The sequence below is a fragment of the Pedobacter steynii genome, assembly GCF_900103665.1.
Classification (GTDB): Bacteria; Bacteroidota; Bacteroidia; order Sphingobacteriales; family Sphingobacteriaceae; genus Pedobacter; species Pedobacter steynii.
On record NZ_FNGY01000001.1, the window covers coordinates 673,278 to 695,849 of the forward strand.

A 22,572-nucleotide genomic window follows, 5' to 3' on the forward strand; every position below is an offset into this window, starting at 1 on the left:
TATGAATAAGAATCAAGTACAATCTGAACGGAAGAATCCTCCCGTTTGGATTAAAAAAGTCAATAGCAAGGCCGAAAGGTTATTGAGTAATAGTTATCGGAAAGATCAGATTTTGCTGTATTTCAAAAAGGTCCCCACAACAGCAGATATCAATATCATTAAGGTCTCTTTTCGGGAGAGCGGTTTCCTGAATACCGATGGGATTAAGATCAGTTCCTGTGGCAATTGTAAGATCCCGGTGCAATTATGGTCAGCAAAGGGAATTCATACCCTGGTGAATACGGATTCTGTAAGGGCGGGCTCGGGTCCTAAATCAACTACCGTTGGGGAATCTTATTCTCTGAATTTTTTGAATACCATTCCTGAAAGGGATGTCAAACGGAGCGAACTAAAGAAAGGAAGGAGATTAGCCCTTGATGCAAACAAGGAGGAGATTATCGTGGCTGTATTGGATACCGGTATAGACACGGATCTGATAGATCCGGTTTATTTATGGGAGGAAACAGCAGGGACTGTAGCCGGCGACTGCTATAAGGACCAAAAAGCAGGTTGGAATTTCGTTTCCGATAATGCCGATTTCCGGGATGACCATGCCGGCCGCCATGGGAGCGTAGTGAGCCAGTACATCATCAATGAATTTAAGCAATCCAAGGAAAACAGGTTGAAAATTATGCCGCTTAAAACGCATGATAAGAATGGAGAAGGAGATCTTTTTGGGATCATTTGTGCCATTCATTTCGCCATTGCAAAAGGTGCACAGCTGATTAATGCAAGCTGGGGCTTTTATTATTACTATGAACTTCCTATCCCTTATTTAAAAACGCTGATCAGCAATGTGCTGAGAAAACAGGGAATTCTTTTTGTCACCGCCTCCGGAAATAAAATTGATGCAGAGGATGCGCTGGCAAAACAGCTGTACCTGGTGGAACACGGCCTGGTTTTAACGGACAGTCAGCTGCGCAATCTGGAGATTCATAATTTCTATCCTGCTCATTTGAGTACCATTACCAATAGTGTGGTTACGGTAACGACCACTGATGGAACGACAGTAAGCGCCAGTCAGAATTATTCAAAAGAATATGCAGACCTGGGCGTACTGGCAGATCAGGTTTCAAAAGAGGGGATGAAGTTTAAACTGCCCTTTGATACCAGCGGACCGGAAGTGCTGATTAGCGGTTCCTCCTTTGCTACCGCAATTGCCACTGGACTCATTGGGGCAAATTGTACGAAAAGCTTGTATGTGCCCAATATTAAGAAAGCAGATTTTCTTTCGGCGCTTAAAGTCCTGATGAATGAAGACCATAGTGGTCATATTCTGGTCAATAATCCGGCGCTTGCCAGGAAACACATCCGTGACGGGGCTTGTGTTAAATAAAATAGCGGATTCATTATGCGATATTTTTCATTCAAGCGTACCTTTTTTGTATTGGTCTTCTTTTGCTATGCTTTCATTTCAAAAGGCCAATGTCCCGGGGATGCAGCAATCATTAATGCTGTCGCCGGTATTCAATCTAATGTAAGCGACAGCTATTCCGATAAGATCGGGCAATTGAAAGCATTGCAGAGTGGATTTATCAGGTGCCATCCCTTAAAAAACGGGATATATGCTCAGATTGTACACCGCATAGGCGATATTTACAGCAAGGCCGGCGACCTGGAGCGGGCCATTATCTATACGAAAGAAGCGGTGGCCGTAAATACTGGTAAAGGGGAAGGTCTCGACCCCTCATTTCTGACCAACAGCTATTTTAACCTTGGCATATTTTATAAGAAAATTCACTTTTTGAAGGATTCCCACCATTATTTTGAGCGTTGTATCGATGTTGGGCGAAGGTATCCTGATAAACGGGCCATCGTTTTTATGGCTTACGAACAAAAAGCCTATTCTTTCTTCCAAACCGGCGATTATCAAAAAAGTATGGAGCAGGCTGATGAGGGGATCTTATTTGCAGAAGCGCAGAAGGATTTACTTGCAATGGCACCTCTTTTGGCACAAAAGGCACAATCGGAGATTGAATCAGGATTGTTTTCCGATGCTGAAGTTTGCATAAAAAGAGCGATATCCCTATTGGAGAACGAAGATGGGGGAGCGGAACACCTCGCTACGAGTTATTCTGTATATGCAGACCTGCTTCAGAAATCAGGAAAAATCCCTGCGGCCTTAAGATATTACCATAAATCCCTGGAATTGAATAAAGAGCAGGAGAACTGGGAGCAATGTTCCCGGGATTTTCTGGAATTGGGCAGCGTTTACCTTCATGGTTTAGGGCAGGGCGAAAAAGCTGTTTACTATTATAATGAAGGCCTGAAAATGGCCCAAAAGGGTGGGGATAGTTATCAACTGGCAGGTCTGTATTCAAATATTGGGGTGGTGTACTGGCGAAAACAGGACTTTCATAAAGCATTGAAGTATTATCAGAAAGCATTGAACATCCTGCCCTTAAATTTTAATGATACGGCGATAAAGAGTAACCTCAGCCGCGACATGCTGAAGCTGGTTTCCAATGACTATTTCGTTTCTACGATTCTGGCCAATAAAGGCGCTGCTTTGCTCGGGCTTTATCGAAAAGAAAAGAATAAGAAAATCCTGCAGCTTGCCTTGAAAACGTATGAAATTGCCGATCAGGCAGTAGACATTATGCGTTGGAAACAGGATGGGGAGCAATCCAAACTCATCTGGCGAAAAAAAACGAAGGAAATGTATGCGGAAGCGATAGAAGTCTGCTTTCAGCTTCAAAATATAGAAAAAGCGTATTACTTCTTTGAAAAAAGCAGGGCAGTGTTGCTCAACGACAAACTTTGTGAACTCGTTGCAGAGAATTACATCGCTGAAAAAGACCGCAGGATAGAAAAACGGTGGCGTGTAAAAACCTATACACTCAGTATGAAGCTCCTGACTATGAATAAAAGCGATGCACATTATAAGGAGGTTTTGGAGAAATGGTATGAATCCCAGGACAACTGGGAAGCATTTATCCGTGGACTGGAACTAAAATATCCAATCTACTATCAATATAAATACGATAACTCTGTGTATCCTTATGAGGCGGTCAGGGCTAAACTTCAGGACCAGAAGCAATCCCTGATCGAGTATTTTACCGGTGATTCCATCGTGTATGCTTTGTTTTTAGCTCCCGGGCGACAAGAATTATTAAGAATTCCCTATAAGTCTTACGGAAAGGATACGAAAAACCTGCTGACCCTTTGTGCCGATAAATCATTACTGAACCAGTATTACGATTGTTATGAAAAGGTCGCCTATCAGTTGTACCATAAACTGATTAAACCCTTAGCTATCCCGCAAGGAAGGGTGATTGTCTCTTTGGATGATCATTTTATCCCTTTTGAAGCCTTATTGTCAGACTCGCTGGACAGGAGTAGCTTTTTGGCTAAGAAATACATCTTCAGCTATGTTCATTCCATGCGCGTCATGATGAAAAAGGTCAATCTACCCGCTGCAGAGGAGCATACTTTTCTCGGGATAGCTCCTTCTGCTTACAACCGTAATTTTAAACTCGCGGCCCTTCCCGGTGCAAATCAATCGCTGGGAAATATCGTACGCAATTTTAAAACCTCCAGGCTCATCATTAACGGAGCAGCGACCAGAGCAGGTTTTTTAGACCACCTGAACAGGTATCAGATTGTACAGATTTATGCCCATGCTGCGGCAGACAGCACAAAGAAAGAACCTGTCTTGTACCTCGCAGATTCTACGGTTTCTCTTTCAGAGATTCAGAAGATGAGCTTCCCCCATACGGAGCTCATCGTGCTGTCTGCCTGTAATACCGGTGTGGGCCACCATGCAGAAGGGGAAGGGGTATTTAGTCTGGCCCGGGCATTTATGACTGCAGGTGTGCCCTGTACCGTTACCAACCTATGGCAGGTAGACAATAAAACGACCTATCAGTTAACCGAACTGTTTTATAAATACCTGCAGGAGGGACTTCCTAAAGATGAAGCATTAAATCGGGCAAAGCTTGATTTCCTTCAGGAGAATGATCAACTGTACAACCTCCCTTATTTCTGGGCTGCAACGATCGTACTCGGGAATACAGATGGAATTCAGCACTCGCCGATCCGTATATTTTTGATTACAGGGATCGCAATGATCCTGTTGTTGGGATTGACCGTCCTGGATTTTTTTCTGTTAAAAAGATAGGCTGATCTTATCAAAATGGCCGATTATTAAGAAAAATAAAAAAAACTTTTTAAACCTGTTTCCCTTTGTTCCTGGTTTGCGACTAATGTGTTGAATCTATAGATAATTCATCAAATTAATTAACCATTAAAAACCAAAACCATGAAAAAGTTATTTATCCCTATTTGTGCAAGTTTGTTCCTGATGTTTGGAGCCACACAATTAAAAGCTCAGGAAACCGCCAAAGGTATCATCATTAACACGAGCTCTCAAAGTGAAGTAGATAAAGTGTTGGCCAGCCTTAAAAACGAAGATCCTTCTACTTATCGTTTAACGGTAACTACCAACAAAGGAGGTCGTTCCAGTTCCAAAGTATATGGTACTGCGCCAATCGGAACGATTGGGAAGTTGAGCGGTTCCAAGGTGGGTGTCAACGGTGGCATAGCCGCTGCTGATTTCATCGTTGCCGTAAAGGTAATTACCAAAGGAAAGGCCATTCAGGATGCAATTATCTCGCAGTTGAATACCAACTTAACGCAAAAATCTGTACAGTCTGTTAAACTGAATGCGGTTAAAGGCAGAGGTCTGTAATTAACAATCATCTCTATTGTGGGGGCGGAAACTTCCGCCCCCTTTTTTTAAACCCTAAGTCATGAAACATAAATTACTTAAAGGCTTTCTCATCTTCCATCTTTGTATGGTTGTTTTGGGATCAGGTCTGATGGAAATCTCCGAAAATAAAATTTACGACGGGATCATATTAAGGTATAGCTCCTGGACGGGTGGGGGCTTTGGATACAGTTTTTTTTCTCCAAACGTAGGTAATCAGACTGTCGTTAAAACCTATACCCTTATCGACCACAAGACGCTTAAACAAGATGCTTTTGGTGCTGGGAAAGACATCCTGGACTGCCGCTTTTCTTCTGTCCTGCATACCTTCAGGAACCATAAAGCTTACGAGCTGATGTCGAGGGTAGTTGCTTCTTATATTTTTGCCAAATATCCCGATGCCGGACCTACTTATATTTCGATAGGTGAGTACATGCCTCCAAGTATGAACGAATATCGCTTATCCAGAAAGGCAAATCGTTTCCGGGAGATTTGCAATGGAACATACACTTATAAATAAATACTTGTACTATGAAACCTGTTACTTTTAATCATGCAATCCAACTCGCGGTCTTGCGCATAGGTGTTGCCCTCACCGTTCTGGCAAAAATTTGGGTAGAATTCGATCAGCTGGACATGTTGTTTAGTCAGCATGGGATCATTCAGGAGGTGCTGACCAAACCACTGGATATATCTTACGTGATATCTCTGCCCAAGGTGATCGACTTTTTTGGAATCCAAAATGAGCACCTGTTCCTGACCAGCCTTTACACTGTATTCGGACTTGCAGCCTGCTTCCTGTTGTTGGGATTCCAGACAAAAATAAGTGCCTTTATCTGTTTGCTCATTCATCTGATGGTCTTTAACGGCTATAACCTCCTGGCTTTCGGCTTTGACGGATTTCTATTCAGCTTATTGTTTTATACTTTGATTTTTCCGGTGGAAAAGGTTTTTTCTTTCGATCGGCTCATTAAAGGCAGCACAGAGGTCATTGCCCCGGATCGGCTCAATTTATACCTGCGTGTATTACAGATCCATCTTTGTATTGTGTATTTTACTGCCGGATTCTCCAAGTTTGGAGGGCAGGAATGGATGAATGGTACCGCCATTTGGAAAGCGATCAACCAGCCTCAGTTTTATACGGAGCTGACCCCTTTTGTCAAGTCGCTGGCCAGTTATCCATGGATCTCGGCTGTACTGACCTGGGGGACACTGACGATAGAACTGTTTTTCCCTTTCCTTATCTGGATCAGGTGGGGTAAAATGCAAGCCAGCCTTCTAATCGGAGTCATCATAATGCATGTTTTTATCGCCGCAGTGATGGGCTTACAAATGTTTGCCTGGATTATGATCGTTTTCGACCTTAGTGCCTTTGGAGGAGTCTTATTCAGAAAACCAAATTTACGCTTTTTAGCTATATTTGATCGGAAGAGCAATACTTATGAAGAAAAAATTAGTGGTCTTAACGGGTGCAGGAATTAGCGCTGAAAGCGGATTAAAAACCTTTCGGGATACCGACGGATTATGGGAAGGATATAACGTATACGATGTCGCCACGCCGGAAGCCTGGAAAAAAAATCCGGACCTGGTGCAGGATTTCTATAACGAGAGAAGAAAGCAGGTTTTGGCGGCGCAACCCAATGATGCGCACCGTGGTCTGGTAGAATTGGAAAAATACTATGATGTGCATATCATTACCCAAAATATAGACGACCTGCACGAAAGGGCCGGTTCTTCCAATGTGATTCACCTTCACGGAGTGATTACCCGTTCTCAATCAGATCTTAATCCCGGACTAACTTATCCCATAGATGGATGGGAAATAAAGATGGGCGACCGCTGTGAACTGGGAAGCCAGTTGCGCGCGCATGTCGTTTGGTTTGGAGAAGCTGTTCCTATGATAGAAACCGCATCCGAAATCTGTGAATCCGCAGATATCTTTATACTCGTTGGGAGCTCACTGGCAGTATATCCGGCAGCAGGACTGATTAATTTTGTTCCTTCACAAAGCCCGAGATACATCATCGATCCAAAGATTCCGGAGGTAAGAAACCGCAAACAGGTAGTCAGAATTGAAAAGACCGCTACCGAAGGCCTGAAAGAGCTCCTGCAGTTGCTAACCTAGAAAATCGTAATCCCGGCATTCCAGCCATACCATCCCTGGTTGTTTCCACTAAAAGTATCGTGCTTTCGGGGAGGGATCTGTTGCTTGTAACCCGGAGCACTTGATCCCGGAGGCGCATCGCTGTTATAATAAGAATAGGATGGTCCGCCGAAAATGGTAAAGCCTTTAAACAATTGAATCTGAAGGTTCAGTTGAAGTTTGGTTAAAGTGTTACCATATTTCCAATGTCCAAGGTACAAATACTGAAAGCTCAGTTCCGGAGCGAGGGACAATCGTTTACTGAAGATGAAGTCATGTCCGAAGCCCAGGCCAATGGTATGTACCTTTGAAGAATCGGATAAGTTGGTTCCCGCAAAGATGACGTTATATAGGTTTGCATTTCCGGTTTTATAGGCAACATTTGTATTGGTCAGCTCATTGGCATAAAGGCTCACTTTATGATAACCGTTCCCCACAAAGTTGAGCAAACCGAGACTCGTTCCTGTTGATGTATCGGAGAAATTAATCAATGCCAGCTGAAAACCGGTATTCTTTCTCGCATAATTGAAAAGACCTGCCAGTTGTACACCTGAAGCGGTATCGGAGGTCAGGTTCCCAAGCCCGGCAATGGATACGCCATGGGAGCTTCTGGAGTTGATATTTCCCAACCCGGCCAGCTGAACGCCATCGTTTTCCTTGCTCACAATATTAACCAAACCTGCAGCCTGAACGCCTTTCATATTTCCGCTCACAATATTGGCTACTCCGGCAATTTGTACCCCTTTTGCATCTGTTTTTACGACGTTCAGCAGACCTGCAGCCTGTACACCATCCAGTTTATCCCTGACATCATTGTGTAGTCCGGCGATTTGAAACCCTTCTACCGAACCCCCAACCACATTGAAAAGTCCGGCCGCCTGAAATTTCCTCATATTACCCTTGTTCAAATTAAACAGCCCCGCCATTTCAAAGCCGTCTACTCCTGCGGTATAACCCCCGAGTACATTGAGGGAGACTTTGTTGACCACCCGGGAACTCATCATGCCATGAGAACTCAGTCCGGGAGTGAAGGAGGCCTGAAATGGGGTATTTGCAAAGAAATTGGGAATGTTCATGTTCTGAAAACGCTGGGCAGAAGAAATGAAAAACCTGCCGATCCCCAGATCTTCTATCGCATTGGAGAAAAAGGTTCCTTTTTCTTTGTCAGGATCATCATAAGACTCCGGTTTGATCGTGATGTCTGCAAGAAATACGAGTGCCGTATCTCTGTAAGTTTCTTTACTTGCGTTCAGGATCACCTCTTTATGATCTCCTTTGAAACGCAATTTGAAAAAACCATCATTGTCCGTCAATGTCGACTGCAATAATCTCTTTTCGTATACACTGGCCTGTTTTACTTTTTTCCCCGTTTGGGTATCAATCACATATCCGCTGATCATATACAGGTTTTCGGCAGTGGTGATGTTCTCCGGTTCAATCGTCAGGTGATTTACGGCATAGCGCAGGATAATGTATTCCGCATTTTCCTTGTAGTCGACTTTACCATCGAACATTTTGTCCAGCACATCGCGGACCGGCGCATTCCTGACGTTCAGGTTCACCAGACTATCCTGCGAAAACAAGACCCCGTTATAAGCGAAATAGAAATCTCCGGCTTTACTCATTTTACTGAGCACCGAACTCACCTTTTCCTGTTTGATGTCAAAACTGACCCGCTTGGAGAGGTTTTGCTGGTACTTGTTTATGCTGGTCTGGGCCTCAGCAGCGCCATATAAAAAAAGAAACAGAAGGGTCAGTTTGATATTCATTACTTTTTGTTAGACAACAGGATGTCCTGTTGGTTACCTGAGCGGGTTAATTGTAAGGCATCGCAAATGAGATCCAGATTGTAATCCAATGTGGAAGTCAATTTTAAAGTGGTAAATAGGGTGTGTTTTTCTGCCGCGGGATCTACACTGATATGCACACCATAGGCTTCGTTAAGAACTTCCGCCACTTCTGACAAAGGAGTCCCCTTGAAGATAAACAGCTTGCTGCGGTAATAATTATAGAGCTGATCTTCACTTTGCGCTTTCACTAGCTTTTTGCTGTTGTTGCTGATCGAAACCCTTTCCCCTTTAATGAGCCTGATCTCTTCATTACCCAGTCTTACCTTCACTATTCCTGTTTCGACAATAACTTCAGTTTTCTTCATGCTGTGTTTTACATTGAACGAAGTTCCTACCACCTCCACAGAGACCTGATCTGCTTCGATCACGAAAGGACGGGTCTTATCATGAGCCACATTAAAGAAAACCTCTCCGGAATCCAGGCGTACACTCCGGTCATTTTTAAAATCACTGGCATAGCTCAGTTGAGAGTTCTTATTTATGGTGAGCTCTGATCCATCTGGCAGGGTTTTAATCAACACTTCGTTACTCGCTGTCAGATTGGTATAGGCAACCGGTGTCATGAGCTGGTACAGGGTCCATGCCCCAATGGCAAGTACAAATACTGCTGCCACTTTTAACCAGGTATAATTTTTCTTTAACGGAAGCACCACAGCTTCTTTTTTCAGTTGGGAAGTTTTTTCCCTGAACTTGTTCCAGGCCTGTTCCTCATCAACTTTACTTTGAGGTGCCAAGGTCTTACCAGCTTCCCAGATTTTCTCAAATTGAATAAAGCTGGAAATATTCGCAGGGTCAGCAGCCAGCCATTCCTGAATGGCTGTATTTTCTTCCTCACTTGTCTCTTTCAATAGAAACTTTATCAATAATTCATCAGTCATTGCTGTTCTTGCTTAATTCAAAAAATCTTTATAATATAGGATTCCCAATAAAATCAGGGTCAGGAAATCGGCGAGTTTCAGTCGCAATATCCTCAGGGCTTTGCCCATTTGGTTTTCCACGGTCTTGATAGACAGGCCCAGCTGATCTGCAATCTCGCGGTATTTCAATTCCTCAAACCTGCTCATTTGAAATATCGTCCGGCATTGTTCCGGCAATTCATTCAAAGCCTTTCCCAGATTGACTTCCAGTTCCGTAAGCTCTACTTTCGCCGAAGCGGATTCATGATGTGTATCCATGGTATGGTAAGTAAATTCCTGGTGTTTAGACTTTATTTTTTCGTGTTTAAGGTGATTCAGACAGTCATGGTAAACGCATTTATAGAGGTATGATTTTATGGAAGTCTGGATGTTTAGCAGTTCGCGCTTTTCCCAGAATTTTAAAAACATGCCCTGTACGATTTCCTCTGCAAGGTCATCATCTTTAAGCATCACATTGGCATACGCATGCAAGGCCTTGTAATGCGTTTTGAACATTAGCTCAAAAGCAGCATCGTCATAGCGTTGCTCGAGGGGCTCGGAAACGGGATCGGTTAATTTCACTTGTATAATTCTACTCAAATATATTAGTTTCCTTTGCTTTTATCCTGACTGTAGTTAAATCTATTCTTTTAAATGTTAATTCTTTTTAAGATTTCTATTCCGGTTTCCGAGTTCGCCGTAATCAGATCGATATAGGTCACTTTAGGGAACCAGAAGGAGCCGCCATTCACCTTTACAAACACCCTTTTCAGTAGCAGATTTTTGCCTTCATCTTTAATGTAGATGTGGTATTTGTTGTCCGGCCCTGATTTCAGGAGGTACATGGGCATCTTTTTATAGGCAACCAGACGGATCTCATACTGGTCATTCCCCAGGGCTTTGCATTTCAATCCATAGGCGAACTTTTTTTCAATAGTGGTCAGCTCTTTTGTCTTCCCCTGCTCTTCATATCTGATCCAGGAGCCCTTAACGGGTGCCTCCGGGTCCAGTGTTCCATCTTCTTTGTAATTGAGCTCATAGATCACGGTGTTCGCGTCTGGAGTTCTCTGCAGAAAGAACAAAAGATGCTTGCCGGTAGGGGTTGGCAGATTTTTCCCTTCAGGAGCGGGAAGCGGATGAATTTCCCGGACAGGCTGGGCATTGAGGACCTGGTTTAACAGCAGCATAATCATCAGTATAATCGCCGTTGCTTTCGTATGGCCACTGCTTTCTCTTTCCGCTGCCTGTTGCGGATCGCGTTTCAGTTTATGGAGGTGGATCTTTCCCGGACTGGCGAAAATAAAAAACAGGCATTCTCTGATTCCATCACTTTTCCGGACATCTTCCATCATATCCCTATACTCGTGGAAATTCAGGACAAAAGGATTTGTTTTATTCTCTAATGGGGTCGTTAGTCCATAGATCGGTTTTTCCTCTTCATATTGAAAGGTGCCAAACAGGTGGTCCCAGATCATAAACGTGGCGCCAAAATTCTTATCCAGGTATTTCGCCTGACTGCCATGATGAACCCGGTGGTTAGATGGGGTGCCGAAGTATTTCTCTATAAAAGGGCTCAGTTTTCCGATCGCTTCTGTATGCACCCAGAACTGATAGAGTGTACTCAGTTGGCTCGCTACGAGGAAAATGACCGGATGAAATCCCATGATCGCCAGAGGAATAAAAAATACTGTTTTAAAGTGCTGTACCCAGCTTTGTCTGAAGGCCACGGTAAGGTTATAATGTTCTGCAGAATGGTGTACGACATGTGTGGCCCAGAAAAAACGGTTGAAATGGGAGCTGCGGTGCGACCAATAGCTATAGCAATCGTATAGGATAAAGCAGGGGATTAAGGTCCACCAGTTCATTTCCATTCGCCATGGCAGCAAATTGTAAATCCAGACAGCGCCATAAATCAGGACCGCTTTCATCAGAATATTCACAGCAAGATTTCCAAGTCCTACCAGTAAGGAACCCAATGTTTCTTTTTTTTCATAGGTTTTATGCTCCCCGAAATGAGAGAAAATAAACTCAATGATGGTGAGCAGGAATACTGCCGGAAGGGCATAAGCTACAATATTTGGCGCTTTTTCCTGTAAGGAGATCATCGCTTCCATATTGATCTTGTCTGCTCCAAATAAAGAAATGAAATCTGCCCGGGTAGAGGTATTTGCTGCCATGACTTTAAGGATTAAAATTTGATCAATTTCCCTGATCCGCTGATCTTGGAATCTATTTCAGGATTTCCGGTATAGTAAAGCTTTCCGCTTCCGCTGATTCTTGCTTTGAGCTCTTCTGTAATGCTGATTCTCGCATCACCACTTCCGGAAATGTCTACATCGGCATCCTTTGCTACTATTTTTTCAAGATTGATCTTTCCTGAACCTGAAATGTTAACGAGCAGGTCATTGACCTCAAAAGGAGTATCTACCCTGATTTCTCCCGAACCACTGGCAGAAGTTTTCAATTTATCGGTTAATCGAAAGTCTCCGGAAATCAGAATTTTCCCACTGCCACTCAGGGCCGCATTTTTAATTTGAGGAAGGGTAACCAGGACTTCCAGGTCGTCATGCAGTACATTGACTTTCTCATAAGAGAGGTAAAGAACGTCGTTAATAATGCTTGTTTTGAAGAAGGGAATCAGGTTTTTAGAACCTTTAATCTCTACTTTATATTCGGTTCCATAGTTGACATAAATTGTCTTAGAGCCACTGATATTGACACCGTTGAAGTTGCCAGGAGTTCTGGTTTCTGTGATTTTATCCCCACTCGCAGTCAGTTTTTCTTTGGTGCATGACATCAGGACGATACTGATGAACATGATGGTAATGATCTTTTTCATTGGAATTTATTTGTTTGTTAATGGTGATGAAGCGATCATGATCTTGTTAAATCATTTTGTGGTGTGATCTGTAAGATCATGATGGTTTCATAATTTGATGTTTGTATTTTTTTGATTAAAGGATAAACTGGATTCCACCTCCGTAGCCGATGTATAAGCCCTGAAGGCTATTTCCCCATTTGTTTCCCCAGGTATGGATGAATTTTGTGTGTAAGTTCCTCCCTTCAGTAGTATTGGTACTGATGAAGTTAAGTGAAGGGCCACCGAAGATTTCGAAGTGTTTTCCGATCCGGAATGCAGGCAATACTTTTAGAGAAGATTTGAAGTATTCTCCGGCTTTGAAACGCTCTACCGACATACCCGTTAATTCCGTATTTAGCCTGAATGATTTGCTTTGGAACCAATGTGCTCCGAAACCAGCCTCCATCGCATAGACTTCATCTTTATTCTTGAAATTATAACCGATCCCGATGATGCCGTATAATGTTTTGCCACCCGATCTGAAAGACAGCATGGTACTGGTGGTTTCATCAGTTGTGACACTAATCCCTTTTTCTCCATTTTTGACCAGGTTAATGATGCCGATAGGGTAGTCGCTGCTGTCTGCAATATTGATGAATCCGGCACCCTGAACACCTTTCACTTTTTTGGCAATATTGATGAAACCTGCAAACTGGGAACCACCTACGTTTTCGGCTTTATTAATAAAGCCCGCCAGTTGACTGGAAGAAACATCCTTGTTGCTCAGGTTCATGAAACCAGCGAGTTGTGCACCTTTAACGGAGGTTGCTTTGTTGAAGAAACCGGCAAGCTGAGCGCCATCTACGTCCCTGGCTATATTTCCAAAACCAGCAAGTTGCGCGCCTTTGACATTTCCTCTGGAAATATTTCCAAATCCCGCAAAAGCAGCACCCTGACCTTCCCCATAAGTATTTGCGAAACCTGCAATTTGCAGTCCTTCGGCTTTTTTACCAATATGGTTAGAGAATGCCGCAAACTGTGTTCCCGTGGCTTCATTACGGACGATATTCGAAAATCCAGCGAAGGTAAAGCCTTTTTCTACAGAGGATACACCGGCAAGGAGGTGAAAAGAAAAGCGGTTCGTGTCTAAAGGAGCATGGGTTCCGTTGGTACTCAGGGGATAGACAAAACCAATATGGATTTTTCCAGGATTCTTATCCTGTGCAAAACTATTCAGGCCAGATAATAAAAGTCCGGTAAATCCCAAAGCTTTTAAAAAGCCTTTGAAAGGATTAGACGGTTGCGTTTTTTCGTTGTAAAATGTGTTCATTTCTGTCTTATTTTAAAATGAGACAACGAGATGAAGGTTTACCCCTACGTCGGGTTTGAAAAAAATAACTGTTACGAAAAAACCGCCTGCATTTTCACCGGGGTGGTGGCGAGGAATGACAATTCTACAGCAGCTTTTTATATGTACCTAAGCAAATACAATAAGTTTCATCCCGTGGAGGAACGTTTTAGCCGTTTTTTTTGTATAAACGGGCCTCAACATCAGGCCGGCTATCAGGAGAGTTGTACTCATTTGGTCGGGGTGTTTTAAATCTGATCTCTCTACAAAATTGGGATCAATTAATTGCATTTAAATACAAGTAGTGGTCACATAAAGATGTGATACGGCCGGTGCCTTATCCAAATGATGTGTTACCAGCATAGGTACATTTGTCGCTGAACATCCGGAGATGCAAATGCAGGGTGGTATATGTAGGAACATAAGAATTAATTAAATCATTTTCTTAATATTGTGGCTAGGTCAGAAACGCCTGACTAAACCATATCCATGAAAAAGTACCTGACCACCATTCTCACGTTTCTGTTTTTTTCTGCTTCTGCTCAAACGGTACATCATTACCTGGAGAAAATCAGGAACAATCCTGCAAAGCTGACTGCCTTTTTTTCGCAAATGCCTAAGGGAGGAGACCTTCATCATCACTATAGTGGTTCTGTGTATGCAGAAAGCTTTGTGAACTATGTGATTGCACAGGATTACTTTATCAACAAAACCACGTTAGAAGTTAAAGACAAAAGGCCTTCTGCAGACCAGGAATGGATGAAGTTAAGCGAGATCAAAAAAGAAGGGCAGCTGGACGAATATAAGTTCAGGTTATTACAAAGGTGGTCTGTTAAAGACTATAATGGGGTTAGCGGGCCGTCTGATAGACAGTTTTTCGACTCTTTCTCTCATTTTGACATTGCAAGTGAAAACACTATAGATTCCGGCTTACTGGAACTTAAAAAAAGGGCGGTCCAGGAAAATGTCAGTTATATAGAGACGATGCTTGCCTCTGCCAAATGTGGCAGAACGGACGATTTAAACCTGCGTTTCAATCCCGGGCTTCAGTTCGTTCAAAAACAAAACGATGTGCAGCAATGCCAGTTGTTATTGGATACTTTGTATCAGGAGCTGCTTAAAAAAGACGTGATCGCCTGTGCAGATAACTTTAGTGTAAATACGGTGACCAAGCTGCATGAATCGTTAAAAATAGACGATGAGTCCTTCACCATGCGGTATCAGACTTATACGGTTAGAATTCTGGAAGCTACTGAGGTGTTTAAAAGGTTGCTGATTGCATTTGACGCCGCCAGTAAAAATCCTTTAATTGTTGGTGTAAATATTCTGTCGCCCGAAAATAACGATGTCGCAATGCGGGATTACTGGCTGCACATGCAGATGTTTAAGTACTGCCATAAGAAATATCCTCAGGTGAAGTATTCTATGCATGCAGGAGAGCTGACTTTGGGCCTGGTAAAACCAGAAGAACTGAGCTGGCACATCAATGCTGCGGTACGTGAGGCGGGTGCTTCCCGTATTGGACATGGGGTGGATTTGCCTTATGAGTCAAAAAGTTACGACTTGCTGAACTATATGAAAGAGAAAGATGTGGCCATAGAAATCAACCTGACCAGCAATGAGTTTATTTTGAAGGTAAAGGACGACCGGCACCCGATCAGCCTATATAAAGAATTTGGGGTACCCATGGTCATCAGTTCAGATGATGCAGGAGTACTGAGGAGTAATTTAACGGAGCAATACGTTTTGCTGGCGGGCAGGTATCCTCAGTTTAGCTATGAAGATATTAAAAAAATAGTCTATAACAGCATCAACTACTCCTTTATCAAGGAGCCATCGGTAAAGAAAAAGCTGTTGCTTAAACTGAATAATGACTTTGTACGGTTTGAGCAAACTATTTTAAGCCAGAAAAAATCCCCTGCATTTCCCGGTCGCGGGAAATAACAGATGGTTGAACTATAATTCCAAATAAAGGAAAAATTACACCCAATCCGATTTTAACAGCGCAAACTGATATTCACTGATCCATTTACCATCTGAAAATGCACTTTCTTTAAAATGTTCTTCTTCTCTGAAGCCCAGACTTTTCATCAAAGCTATTGCAGCGGAATCCTGAGCATCCACGATTTTTACGATGCGGTTAACTTCTGATTTGTTAAACAGGAGGGATATCATTACTGATGATGCTTCTTTTGCATAACCCTTACGTTGCTCTTCATGAGCAATGCTAACCTTCATTTCGGCAGTAAATTTATCATTCTGTTGGAGTCTAAGGTAGCAATCGCCAATTCTCTGATCACTGACCCTGCTTTTTAGCACATATATCGACCAGCGGCTGGTTATTATTTTGTCCGGTCCACTTTTTGGTTCCGGAACTCCGATGCCTGAAGCCAAAAGATACTCCCGATAGCTGATGATGTCAAAATCCGAACCGGCATAATCGGAATCCCGGTTTGAGCGCTCCGCTTCCGGATCCGCTTTTTCTAAAATTTCCAAGGTTTTACGGGCATTTAAAGCACCTGCATAGGCACTATCCGAAACTTCTCTTCCATTGTCTTTGACAAAAGAAATGTAGGCTTCCATGCGTTCATGTACATGTTCCTGATCGATATTGAGGGTATGTGCTCCTTCAATTCTTTTTGAACCGATCAAATCGCAGCGGGATACTTTTAAATCAGGGAAATAGACCACCAGCATTGCACGATCGTTCCCATACTGATAGGCCTGATCAGCTGTTGGTTCCCAGTTAAAGGTGATTTTATCGTCTGTTTGACTGATGGTAGGATGAATCGCTGCAGGAAGTGTTCCCATGCTCAATAATACTTTGCTGTAATCCAAACTGAGGTTTGGATATGCACCCTGAAGGGCATTTCTTTTATTATAAGAAACCGCTTCGTTGTACTCGTTTTTGTCTGTTCCTGCCACCATAAGGCGGTATCCTACCTGTATAGCCGGGAGGGAAGGGCTCAGAATCTCATTTACGAGTGTCATCTTTTGGCAGTTTGCTTTCCTGCCCGGTGTGAGCGGTTTAGAACTTCTTCCTATTTTCCTGATGATGTATTTACCTTTTAAGGTATAACCAACCAAATTGCCGATTCTTCCATGGAATCCGCCAAATATGCCGTTTATTAATTTTCCCATATCTGTTTCATAATTAAGTAATTCATTCGTGTAATAACAAGTTACGAAATGTTTTTGATATGATTATTGGATGTTGTTAATTAAAATTAATAGTTGCGTTATTGTAAATACATAGTTAACAGGTCTTTCAGACCAATGATTGACCTATCAACTACCTGTTAATGATTAAATAATCACTAATAAAAATAAAACGGAATTGAACTGCATATGGACTGCATATGCCAGTGATGGAAACAGGATTTTTTTATTGCTTAAGAAGAATGGGCTTCAGTCTTGACCATAGCATTTAATCAGTGGCAGGTACTGTAGACAGGAAAGACAGCGTGTGGCGAGGTTGATATAAGGCCAGTAACACAATTAGTTAACAGATATTTAATATGCCATTATCCCTTGCTTATGTAATTTTGGGCAATTTAAATATGGGTTAAAATGTTTGCAAAGCAGAAGGACGAAAATGAATTGATTGCCCGTTGGAGAAACGGGGATGAAAAATCATTTGATGCCCTTTTTAGCTTGCATTTTGGCAAACTACATCAGTTTGCCTTACGGCACACCAATGATACCGGCCTTGCCGAAGAACTGGCAATGGATACCATGCTTAAAGTTTGGCAACAGAAAAAACAGCTTTACCAGGATACCATGTCCCTTGGCCCTTTATTGTTCCGTATTCTTCAGGTTTCTCTTATCGACCATTACCGAAAAAGAAAACTGGAAACCATAGACCTGGAAGCACTAATTGTAGAACCGCAGAGTACAGAAAATGCCGATGGCAGGTTACTCGCCAATCAATTGCAAACCTTATACCGGGCCGGTATGGATAGCTTAAGCCCCAGACAAAAACTGGTATTTGAGATGCGCAGCGAAAGAGAAATGAGCTATCGCGAAATTGCAGGAGAATTGGAGCTGTCTACTAAAACAGTCGACAGGCACCTGTCGGATGCGGTCATCTCCATCAGAAAACACGTTTCTAAATCCCTTACCATTGCTGGGATCACGAGTCTCATCTATCACCTTTTTCTATAGTTCTCTCCAGTCTTTTCCTGCTTTTATCTATTTGTTTTAAAAAAAAAATATCTGGTATTCAGTGTGTTGTGTGTTTTTTGTGAAAGAAATGATTTTCTGTATGGGGAACTCCTCCATTTTTTACGAATTAACTAATAACGCATCTTATAAAAGATCAGCATATGGCGGTATCAGTTGACCGGGAGTTATTGACAAAATACATACGTAAAGAATGCAGCACTAGTGAAAAGCAGCAGGTAGAGGCGTTTTTGTTCCAGCCCGAATGGAAAGAGGCATTGGAAGAACTGTTGAAAGAAGATTTTGAAACATTTGAGCATACCGCCTATACTGACAGTGAAAACGCCGGCTGGAACCAACATTTCAGAGAAAACTATGCGAACAGGAAATCTTATAGTTTTTCTAGGTATAGCCGATGGATGAGGTATGCAGCTGCATGCTTAATACTGTTTAGCATGTGCTTGTGGTACTTCAATGCCAATCAGAAGACCGCCATAACGGAACATCAGCGGGTTGTAATGCTGGAATATACCAATCCTAGGGGACAACGTGCTGTCATTACCCTGCCCGACAGTTCTGTTGTACATTTAGATGCATTGAGCAGCATTCGCTACCCTAAAAAATTCGGTTCGGCAGATCGTGAGGTAATTCTCTCAGGAGCAGCTTTTTTTGAGGTAAAGCCTGATAAAAATCATCCATTCACTGTGCAGACAGGCGCTGTCCAGACTAAGGTCCTTGGGACCTCTTTTAAGATAGATGCATTTAAAAAGGTGGTGGTATCGGTAGCCACAGGCAAGGTACAGGTGGCTAAGTTAGATCATACAGGCGCAACAGGAAAAGCATTGGCCATTTTAACACCGGGGCAAAAACTGAGCTGGGATGCTGGTACCGACAAACCCACGCTTAACCAGGTGGATATAGATGAAGTTAAGGAATGGTCAAAAGGTAAGGTGGTATTTGCCAATGCTTCCCTTGCGGAGATCGCCGAAACACTGGAAAGATGGTACAATGTTGACATCAGCTTTGCCGACGAAAAGATGGCAGGGGCCAGGCTTTCCCTGATCGTAAAAGCAACCGTTCCCATCCAGTATTCCCTTGATATTATCTGTAGCACCGCACACCTCAGCTACAAGCTAACCGGAAACAAGATTACCATCGCCCATAAACCATAAACAGAAATACACATGAACAGATAGCTACCTCACACAAAAAAAAGAGGGTAACCTTAGAGGCCACCCCCGTTTCGCAATGCAGCGCAAGTCCGAGATTTCGACGTCCGAAGACCTGCAAAGCACCATTCCCGCAAGGCAAAGCCCTGCGGTTAGTTTACCGAATTTTAATTAAAAAACACCAGCAAACATTCAAAAGTATGCAAAAAGGAGAACAAAAGTCCCCTATAATAAATTTTATCATGAAGTGTTCCTTAGTCGTTCTGATCGCACAATTTACCTTCACGGGAGTAATATGGGCTGCCACTGCCAACCGACAGAATATAGATCAGGTTAAGGTTGACCTTAAATTTCGCCAAAGCAGTTTACAGCAGAGCCTGCTTACCCTGCAAAAAAAGAGCGGCGTACAGATTTCATTTGCAGACCAGCTGCTGTCTAAAGAAACCAAAAAAATAACCATGGATGCCCGTCAGATTTCGGTACGTGAAGCCATTAAGAATTTTTTAGAAAAAACCAATCTTACTTATCGTTTAGAACGGGATTATGTGATTATTGACGCCAAGCCAGTTCCCCTACAGCGGGGGCGGATCTCCGGAAAGATCACCGACGACAAAGGTGAAACTTTGCCAGGTGCATCTGTTAAAGTCCTGGAAACAAATTACGGTACGCAAACCAGCGTTGATGGTGGGTATATTTTAAACCTCCCACCTGGAACCTACACTTTAGAATTTAGCTACGTTTCTTTTCAAGCCCAGCGGGTTACAGGTGTAATGGTTACCGAAGGTAAAAATACCCCTTTAAATATCGCGCTTAAAGCAGATTCAAAAGGCTTGAAAGAGGTAGTCGTGTCTTCTGGTTACAAAAAGGCCTCAGTGGCAGGTTTGCTCGTCCGACAAAAAAATGCATCAGAAGTTAGCAACGGCATCAGTGCGGAAGAAATCTCCCGTACACCCGACAAGAACCTTGGAGAGAGCCTGAAAAGAGTCAGTGGTGTAAGCACTGTTGATAATAAATTTGTGATTGTACGGGGTATCGGCGAGCGGTATAACACCGCCACACTTGATGGTGCCGTGTTACCAAGTACAGAAACTCAAACCCGTAATTTCTCATTTGACCTGATCCCAACCAACCTTGTTGAAAACGTGGTCGTGAGTAAAACCGTTACACCAGATATGAATGCCTCTTTTGGAGGAGGGTTAATACAGATCACTACCAAAGATATTCCTGCAGAAAATTTTATGAGCTTTGGCGCCGGTACTTCCTATAATGATCAGTCTACGGGTAAAGATTTCTTTAGCCACGAACGTGGTCAGTATGATTACCTGGGCTTTGACGACGGCAGGAGGTCTTTTCCAAAAGATCTTGTGCATACAGATCGGGGCATTGTGCCCAATATAGAACTTACGGAGGAGCAATTTCAGCAAAAGGTTGATGCACAAAGCAAGCGTTTTACTAAGGATAACTTCACTTTATATAAATATAAAGCGGCACCATCACAAAATTACCAGTTTACCATTGGCAGGTTAATGGCACTGGATACCAATGGTAAACGCAAATTGGGTTTTACAGGTTCCTTAACCTATAGAAACACGCAAAACATCACCGAATTTGACCAACAGAGAAGGGGAGACTGGAATTTTAATTCCAACAACTTCGGAGCGATGTATGGTTTTAATACCACTTTAGGCGCACTTCTAAACGTGGGACTACAGCTGGGTAAGAATCGCTTCAGCTTACGCAATACCTATACACATTTGTACGATAACACCCTCGTCAGGACCATTGGTTACGACAACGATTCCGGGTCGGATGATTATGCAAATGGAAAGCCATACAATCGGATACAGGAAGTAGATGATCCTACTTTTACAGACTTGCTACAGAATAAACTGACGGGACAACATCAGCTGGGGAAAACTAAAATCGAATGGAATCTGGCGAGGACTGCGATTGATCGCAAAGAGAAAGATTTGGGAATAACCACGAGCATGCCTGTGTTAATCGGTAAAGAATACCGCTATTTTTATTTGGCTTCTTCTCAGATTGAATCCCGGCTGGATGTCGCCTCCCGTCATAGTTACCACAATCAGGAACATAATTATTCCTGGGGCTTTGATGCAAGCAGGCCTTTAGCGGTTGGGGGCATTCGAAATATCATTAAAACAGGATATTTTGGCATTCAGAAAAGTGCAGCATTTGGCTGGCAGATTGCAGCTTTAGTATATAGTAAGGCAAGAGCCGACAGTTTGAGGTATATTCCTATCGGGGAGATGGTAAACCCAGATAATTTTGGCGCAAATGGGTACAATTATGCGACTACACAATACTTTTTGAATGGATATGAGGGGAAAAGCAATACTCAGGCAGGCTACCTGATGTTGGATACGAGGTTCACGGAAAAGTTGCGACTGGTCTGGGGTGTTCGCGGGGAGTACTATAAGTATACAGAAATTAGAAATGATCAGATCCTTAGAGGAGCAAGCGAATTCAAGTTGCCTCATGAGAAAGCCTGGCGTTGGTTGCCTTCTGCAAATCTTACCTATAGCCCAATTAGCCAGCTCAATATAAGAGCTGCGATGTCGAGTAGTGTGGTTAGGCCAGAGTTAATGGACAACAGTCAGTTTTTTAGATATGATCCCGGTTTGGGGGCTCAGTTTGGCAATCTTGGCTTGTCAAGCACTAAGATTGATGGCTATGACTTCAAGACAGAATGGTTTCCCGGATTAGGAGAAATCCTGTCCGTTGGTGCCTTCTATAAAAAGTTTGACAAGCCGGTAGAACTTACTTTTAGTATTGCAACCGGAAACATCAATTATTACATCGAAAATGCCTCCAGTGCTAAGGTCTATGGATTGGAATTTGAATTCAGAAAGAACCTGGACTTTATCAATAAAAACAAAATACTAAGCAATTTGACCGTCTATGGTAACCTTACCTTGCAAAAGTCGACTGTAAATGGCGCCTATAGATTGAAGAACACTGATCCGGATGATCCTGGTTCTACTCTGGTTCCTTATAAACAGGAGCGGCCAATGTATGGGCAATCACCCTACCTGGTCAATGCCGGAATACAATACGGAGGCGAGCATCTGGGAATAAATCTGGCCTACAATAAATCGGGTTATAAAACCTATATCGTTAGCTTCTTTACCAACCAGATGGAATACGAAATGCCAAGGGAGCAAATCGATGCGCAAATTAGCTATAGATTTTTCAAAAAGAAACTTGAAGTTAAGCTGAATGCAGGAAATCTGTCGAATGCCGCCTCCAGATATTTCAATAACACCGGAAGTTATGAGAAGAATCCAGAGTCGGTTGCAGGTGATCGGACTGACAATGGCTTTCGGTTGAAAGAAGGTTTCACCGACAAATTTGAAGCGGGCGACCAGGTCAGGATCAGCAGGAAGTTTGGTCGTACTTACAGTACTTCACTCACCTACAATTTTTAAAAAAATTAT

The 22,572-nt window shown here is 42.8% G+C and carries 17 protein-coding genes; 10 read left to right on the top strand and 7 right to left on the bottom strand.

All coding sequences use genetic code 11. The annotated features are described in order from the left end of the window. The first annotated feature begins 1 nt into the window (after nucleotide 1). The 6 genes from BLQ87_RS02635 to BLQ87_RS02660 all read left to right on the top strand — a co-directional run bounded on the left by BLQ87_RS02635 (nucleotide 2) and on the right by BLQ87_RS02660 (nucleotide 6,872). On the top strand, nucleotides 2-1,375 hold the full coding sequence (locus BLQ87_RS02635; RefSeq protein ID WP_074604566.1) for a S8 family serine peptidase: 1,374 nt from the start codon (nucleotides 2-4) through the stop codon (nucleotides 1,373-1,375). Between the two features lie 15 nt (nucleotides 1,376-1,390). Continuing rightward, a complete protein-coding gene (locus BLQ87_RS02640) occupies nucleotides 1,391-4,159 on the top strand; it encodes a CHAT domain-containing protein (protein ID WP_074604567.1) in 2,769 nt (922 codons plus the stop codon). Nucleotides 4,160-4,300: 141 nt separating this feature from the next. After that, entirely contained in the window at nucleotides 4,301-4,729 is a 429-nt protein-coding gene (locus BLQ87_RS02645) for a hypothetical protein (RefSeq protein WP_074604568.1), read from the top strand. A 61-nt stretch (nucleotides 4,730-4,790) separates the two neighbouring features. Then, nucleotides 4,791-5,267, top strand: a complete 477-nt coding sequence (locus BLQ87_RS02650) for a hypothetical protein (RefSeq protein WP_074604569.1) — start codon at nucleotides 4,791-4,793, stop codon at nucleotides 5,265-5,267. Between the two features lie 11 nt (nucleotides 5,268-5,278). After that, nucleotides 5,279-6,229, top strand: a complete 951-nt coding sequence (locus tag BLQ87_RS02655) for an HTTM domain-containing protein (protein WP_074604570.1) — start codon at nucleotides 5,279-5,281, stop codon at nucleotides 6,227-6,229. Further along, on the top strand, nucleotides 6,189-6,872 hold the full coding sequence (locus tag BLQ87_RS02660; RefSeq protein WP_074604571.1) for an SIR2 family NAD-dependent protein deacylase: 684 nt from the start codon (nucleotides 6,189-6,191) through the stop codon (nucleotides 6,870-6,872). The genes BLQ87_RS02655 and BLQ87_RS02660 overlap by 41 nt, the downstream gene beginning before the upstream one ends. Here the strand turns inward: BLQ87_RS02660 and BLQ87_RS02665 are convergent. The 6 genes from BLQ87_RS02665 to BLQ87_RS02690 all read right to left on the bottom strand — a co-directional run bounded on the left by BLQ87_RS02665 (nucleotide 6,869) and on the right by BLQ87_RS02690 (nucleotide 13,766). After that, nucleotides 6,869-8,659, bottom strand: a complete 1,791-nt coding sequence (locus tag BLQ87_RS02665; RefSeq protein ID WP_074604572.1) for a peptidase associated/transthyretin-like domain-containing protein — start codon at nucleotides 8,657-8,659, stop codon at nucleotides 6,869-6,871. The two genes, BLQ87_RS02660 and BLQ87_RS02665, sit on opposite strands and share 4 nt — an antisense overlap. Then, nucleotides 8,659-9,618, bottom strand: a complete 960-nt coding sequence (locus BLQ87_RS02670; RefSeq protein ID WP_074604573.1) for a FecR family protein — start codon at nucleotides 9,616-9,618, stop codon at nucleotides 8,659-8,661. Before BLQ87_RS02670 ends, BLQ87_RS02665 begins: the two co-directional genes overlap by 1 nt. Nucleotides 9,619-9,630: 12 nt before the next feature. Further along, entirely contained in the window at nucleotides 9,631-10,236 is a 606-nt protein-coding gene (locus BLQ87_RS02675) for an RNA polymerase sigma-70 factor (protein WP_245723782.1), read from the bottom strand. Nucleotides 10,237-10,286: 50 nt separating this feature from the next. Continuing rightward, nucleotides 10,287-11,813, bottom strand: coding sequence for a DUF4833 domain-containing protein (locus BLQ87_RS02680; protein ID WP_074604575.1), 1,527 nt, complete (start codon nucleotides 11,811-11,813; stop codon nucleotides 10,287-10,289). Nucleotides 11,814-11,824: 11 nt separating this feature from the next. Continuing rightward, complete coding sequence (locus tag BLQ87_RS02685) at nucleotides 11,825-12,475, bottom strand: head GIN domain-containing protein (RefSeq protein ID WP_083361652.1); 651 nt, start codon at nucleotides 12,473-12,475, stop codon at nucleotides 11,825-11,827. A gap of 115 nt (nucleotides 12,476-12,590) precedes the next feature. Then, nucleotides 12,591-13,766, bottom strand: coding sequence for a hypothetical protein (locus BLQ87_RS02690; RefSeq protein WP_074604577.1), 1,176 nt, complete (start codon nucleotides 13,764-13,766; stop codon nucleotides 12,591-12,593). Nucleotides 13,767-14,273: 507 nt separating this feature from the next. On the opposite strand from BLQ87_RS02690, the gene BLQ87_RS02695 reads away from it, so the two are divergent. After that, nucleotides 14,274-15,728 carry an amidohydrolase family protein gene (locus tag BLQ87_RS02695; protein WP_074604578.1) on the top strand — a complete coding sequence of 485 codons (1,455 nt, stop codon included), beginning with the start codon at nucleotides 14,274-14,276 and terminating at the stop codon, nucleotides 15,726-15,728. A gap of 36 nt (nucleotides 15,729-15,764) precedes the next feature. Here BLQ87_RS02695 and BLQ87_RS02700 read toward each other — a convergent pair whose 3' ends face one another. Then, the gene (locus tag BLQ87_RS02700; RefSeq protein WP_074604579.1) at nucleotides 15,765-16,925 is read right to left on the bottom strand and encodes a GNAT family N-acetyltransferase; all 1,161 of its coding nucleotides are present in this window, start codon (nucleotides 16,923-16,925) and stop codon (nucleotides 15,765-15,767) included. Between the two features lie 429 nt (nucleotides 16,926-17,354). Here BLQ87_RS02700 and BLQ87_RS02705 point away from each other — a divergent pair, with 429 nt between their 5' ends. The 3 genes from BLQ87_RS02705 (at nucleotide 17,355) to BLQ87_RS02715 (ending at nucleotide 22,563) form a co-directional block, all read left to right on the top strand. Beyond that, nucleotides 17,355-17,948 carry an RNA polymerase sigma factor gene (locus tag BLQ87_RS02705; RefSeq protein ID WP_074604580.1) on the top strand — a complete coding sequence of 198 codons (594 nt, stop codon included), beginning with the start codon at nucleotides 17,355-17,357 and terminating at the stop codon, nucleotides 17,946-17,948. A gap of 161 nt (nucleotides 17,949-18,109) precedes the next feature. Further along, on the top strand, nucleotides 18,110-19,117 hold the full coding sequence (locus BLQ87_RS02710) for a FecR family protein (RefSeq protein WP_074604581.1): 1,008 nt from the start codon (nucleotides 18,110-18,112) through the stop codon (nucleotides 19,115-19,117). 239 nt (nucleotides 19,118-19,356) lie between these two features. Continuing rightward, nucleotides 19,357-22,563 carry a TonB-dependent receptor gene (locus tag BLQ87_RS02715; protein WP_172664802.1) on the top strand — a complete coding sequence of 1,069 codons (3,207 nt, stop codon included), beginning with the start codon at nucleotides 19,357-19,359 and terminating at the stop codon, nucleotides 22,561-22,563. Nucleotides 22,564-22,572 lie beyond the last annotated feature (9 nt).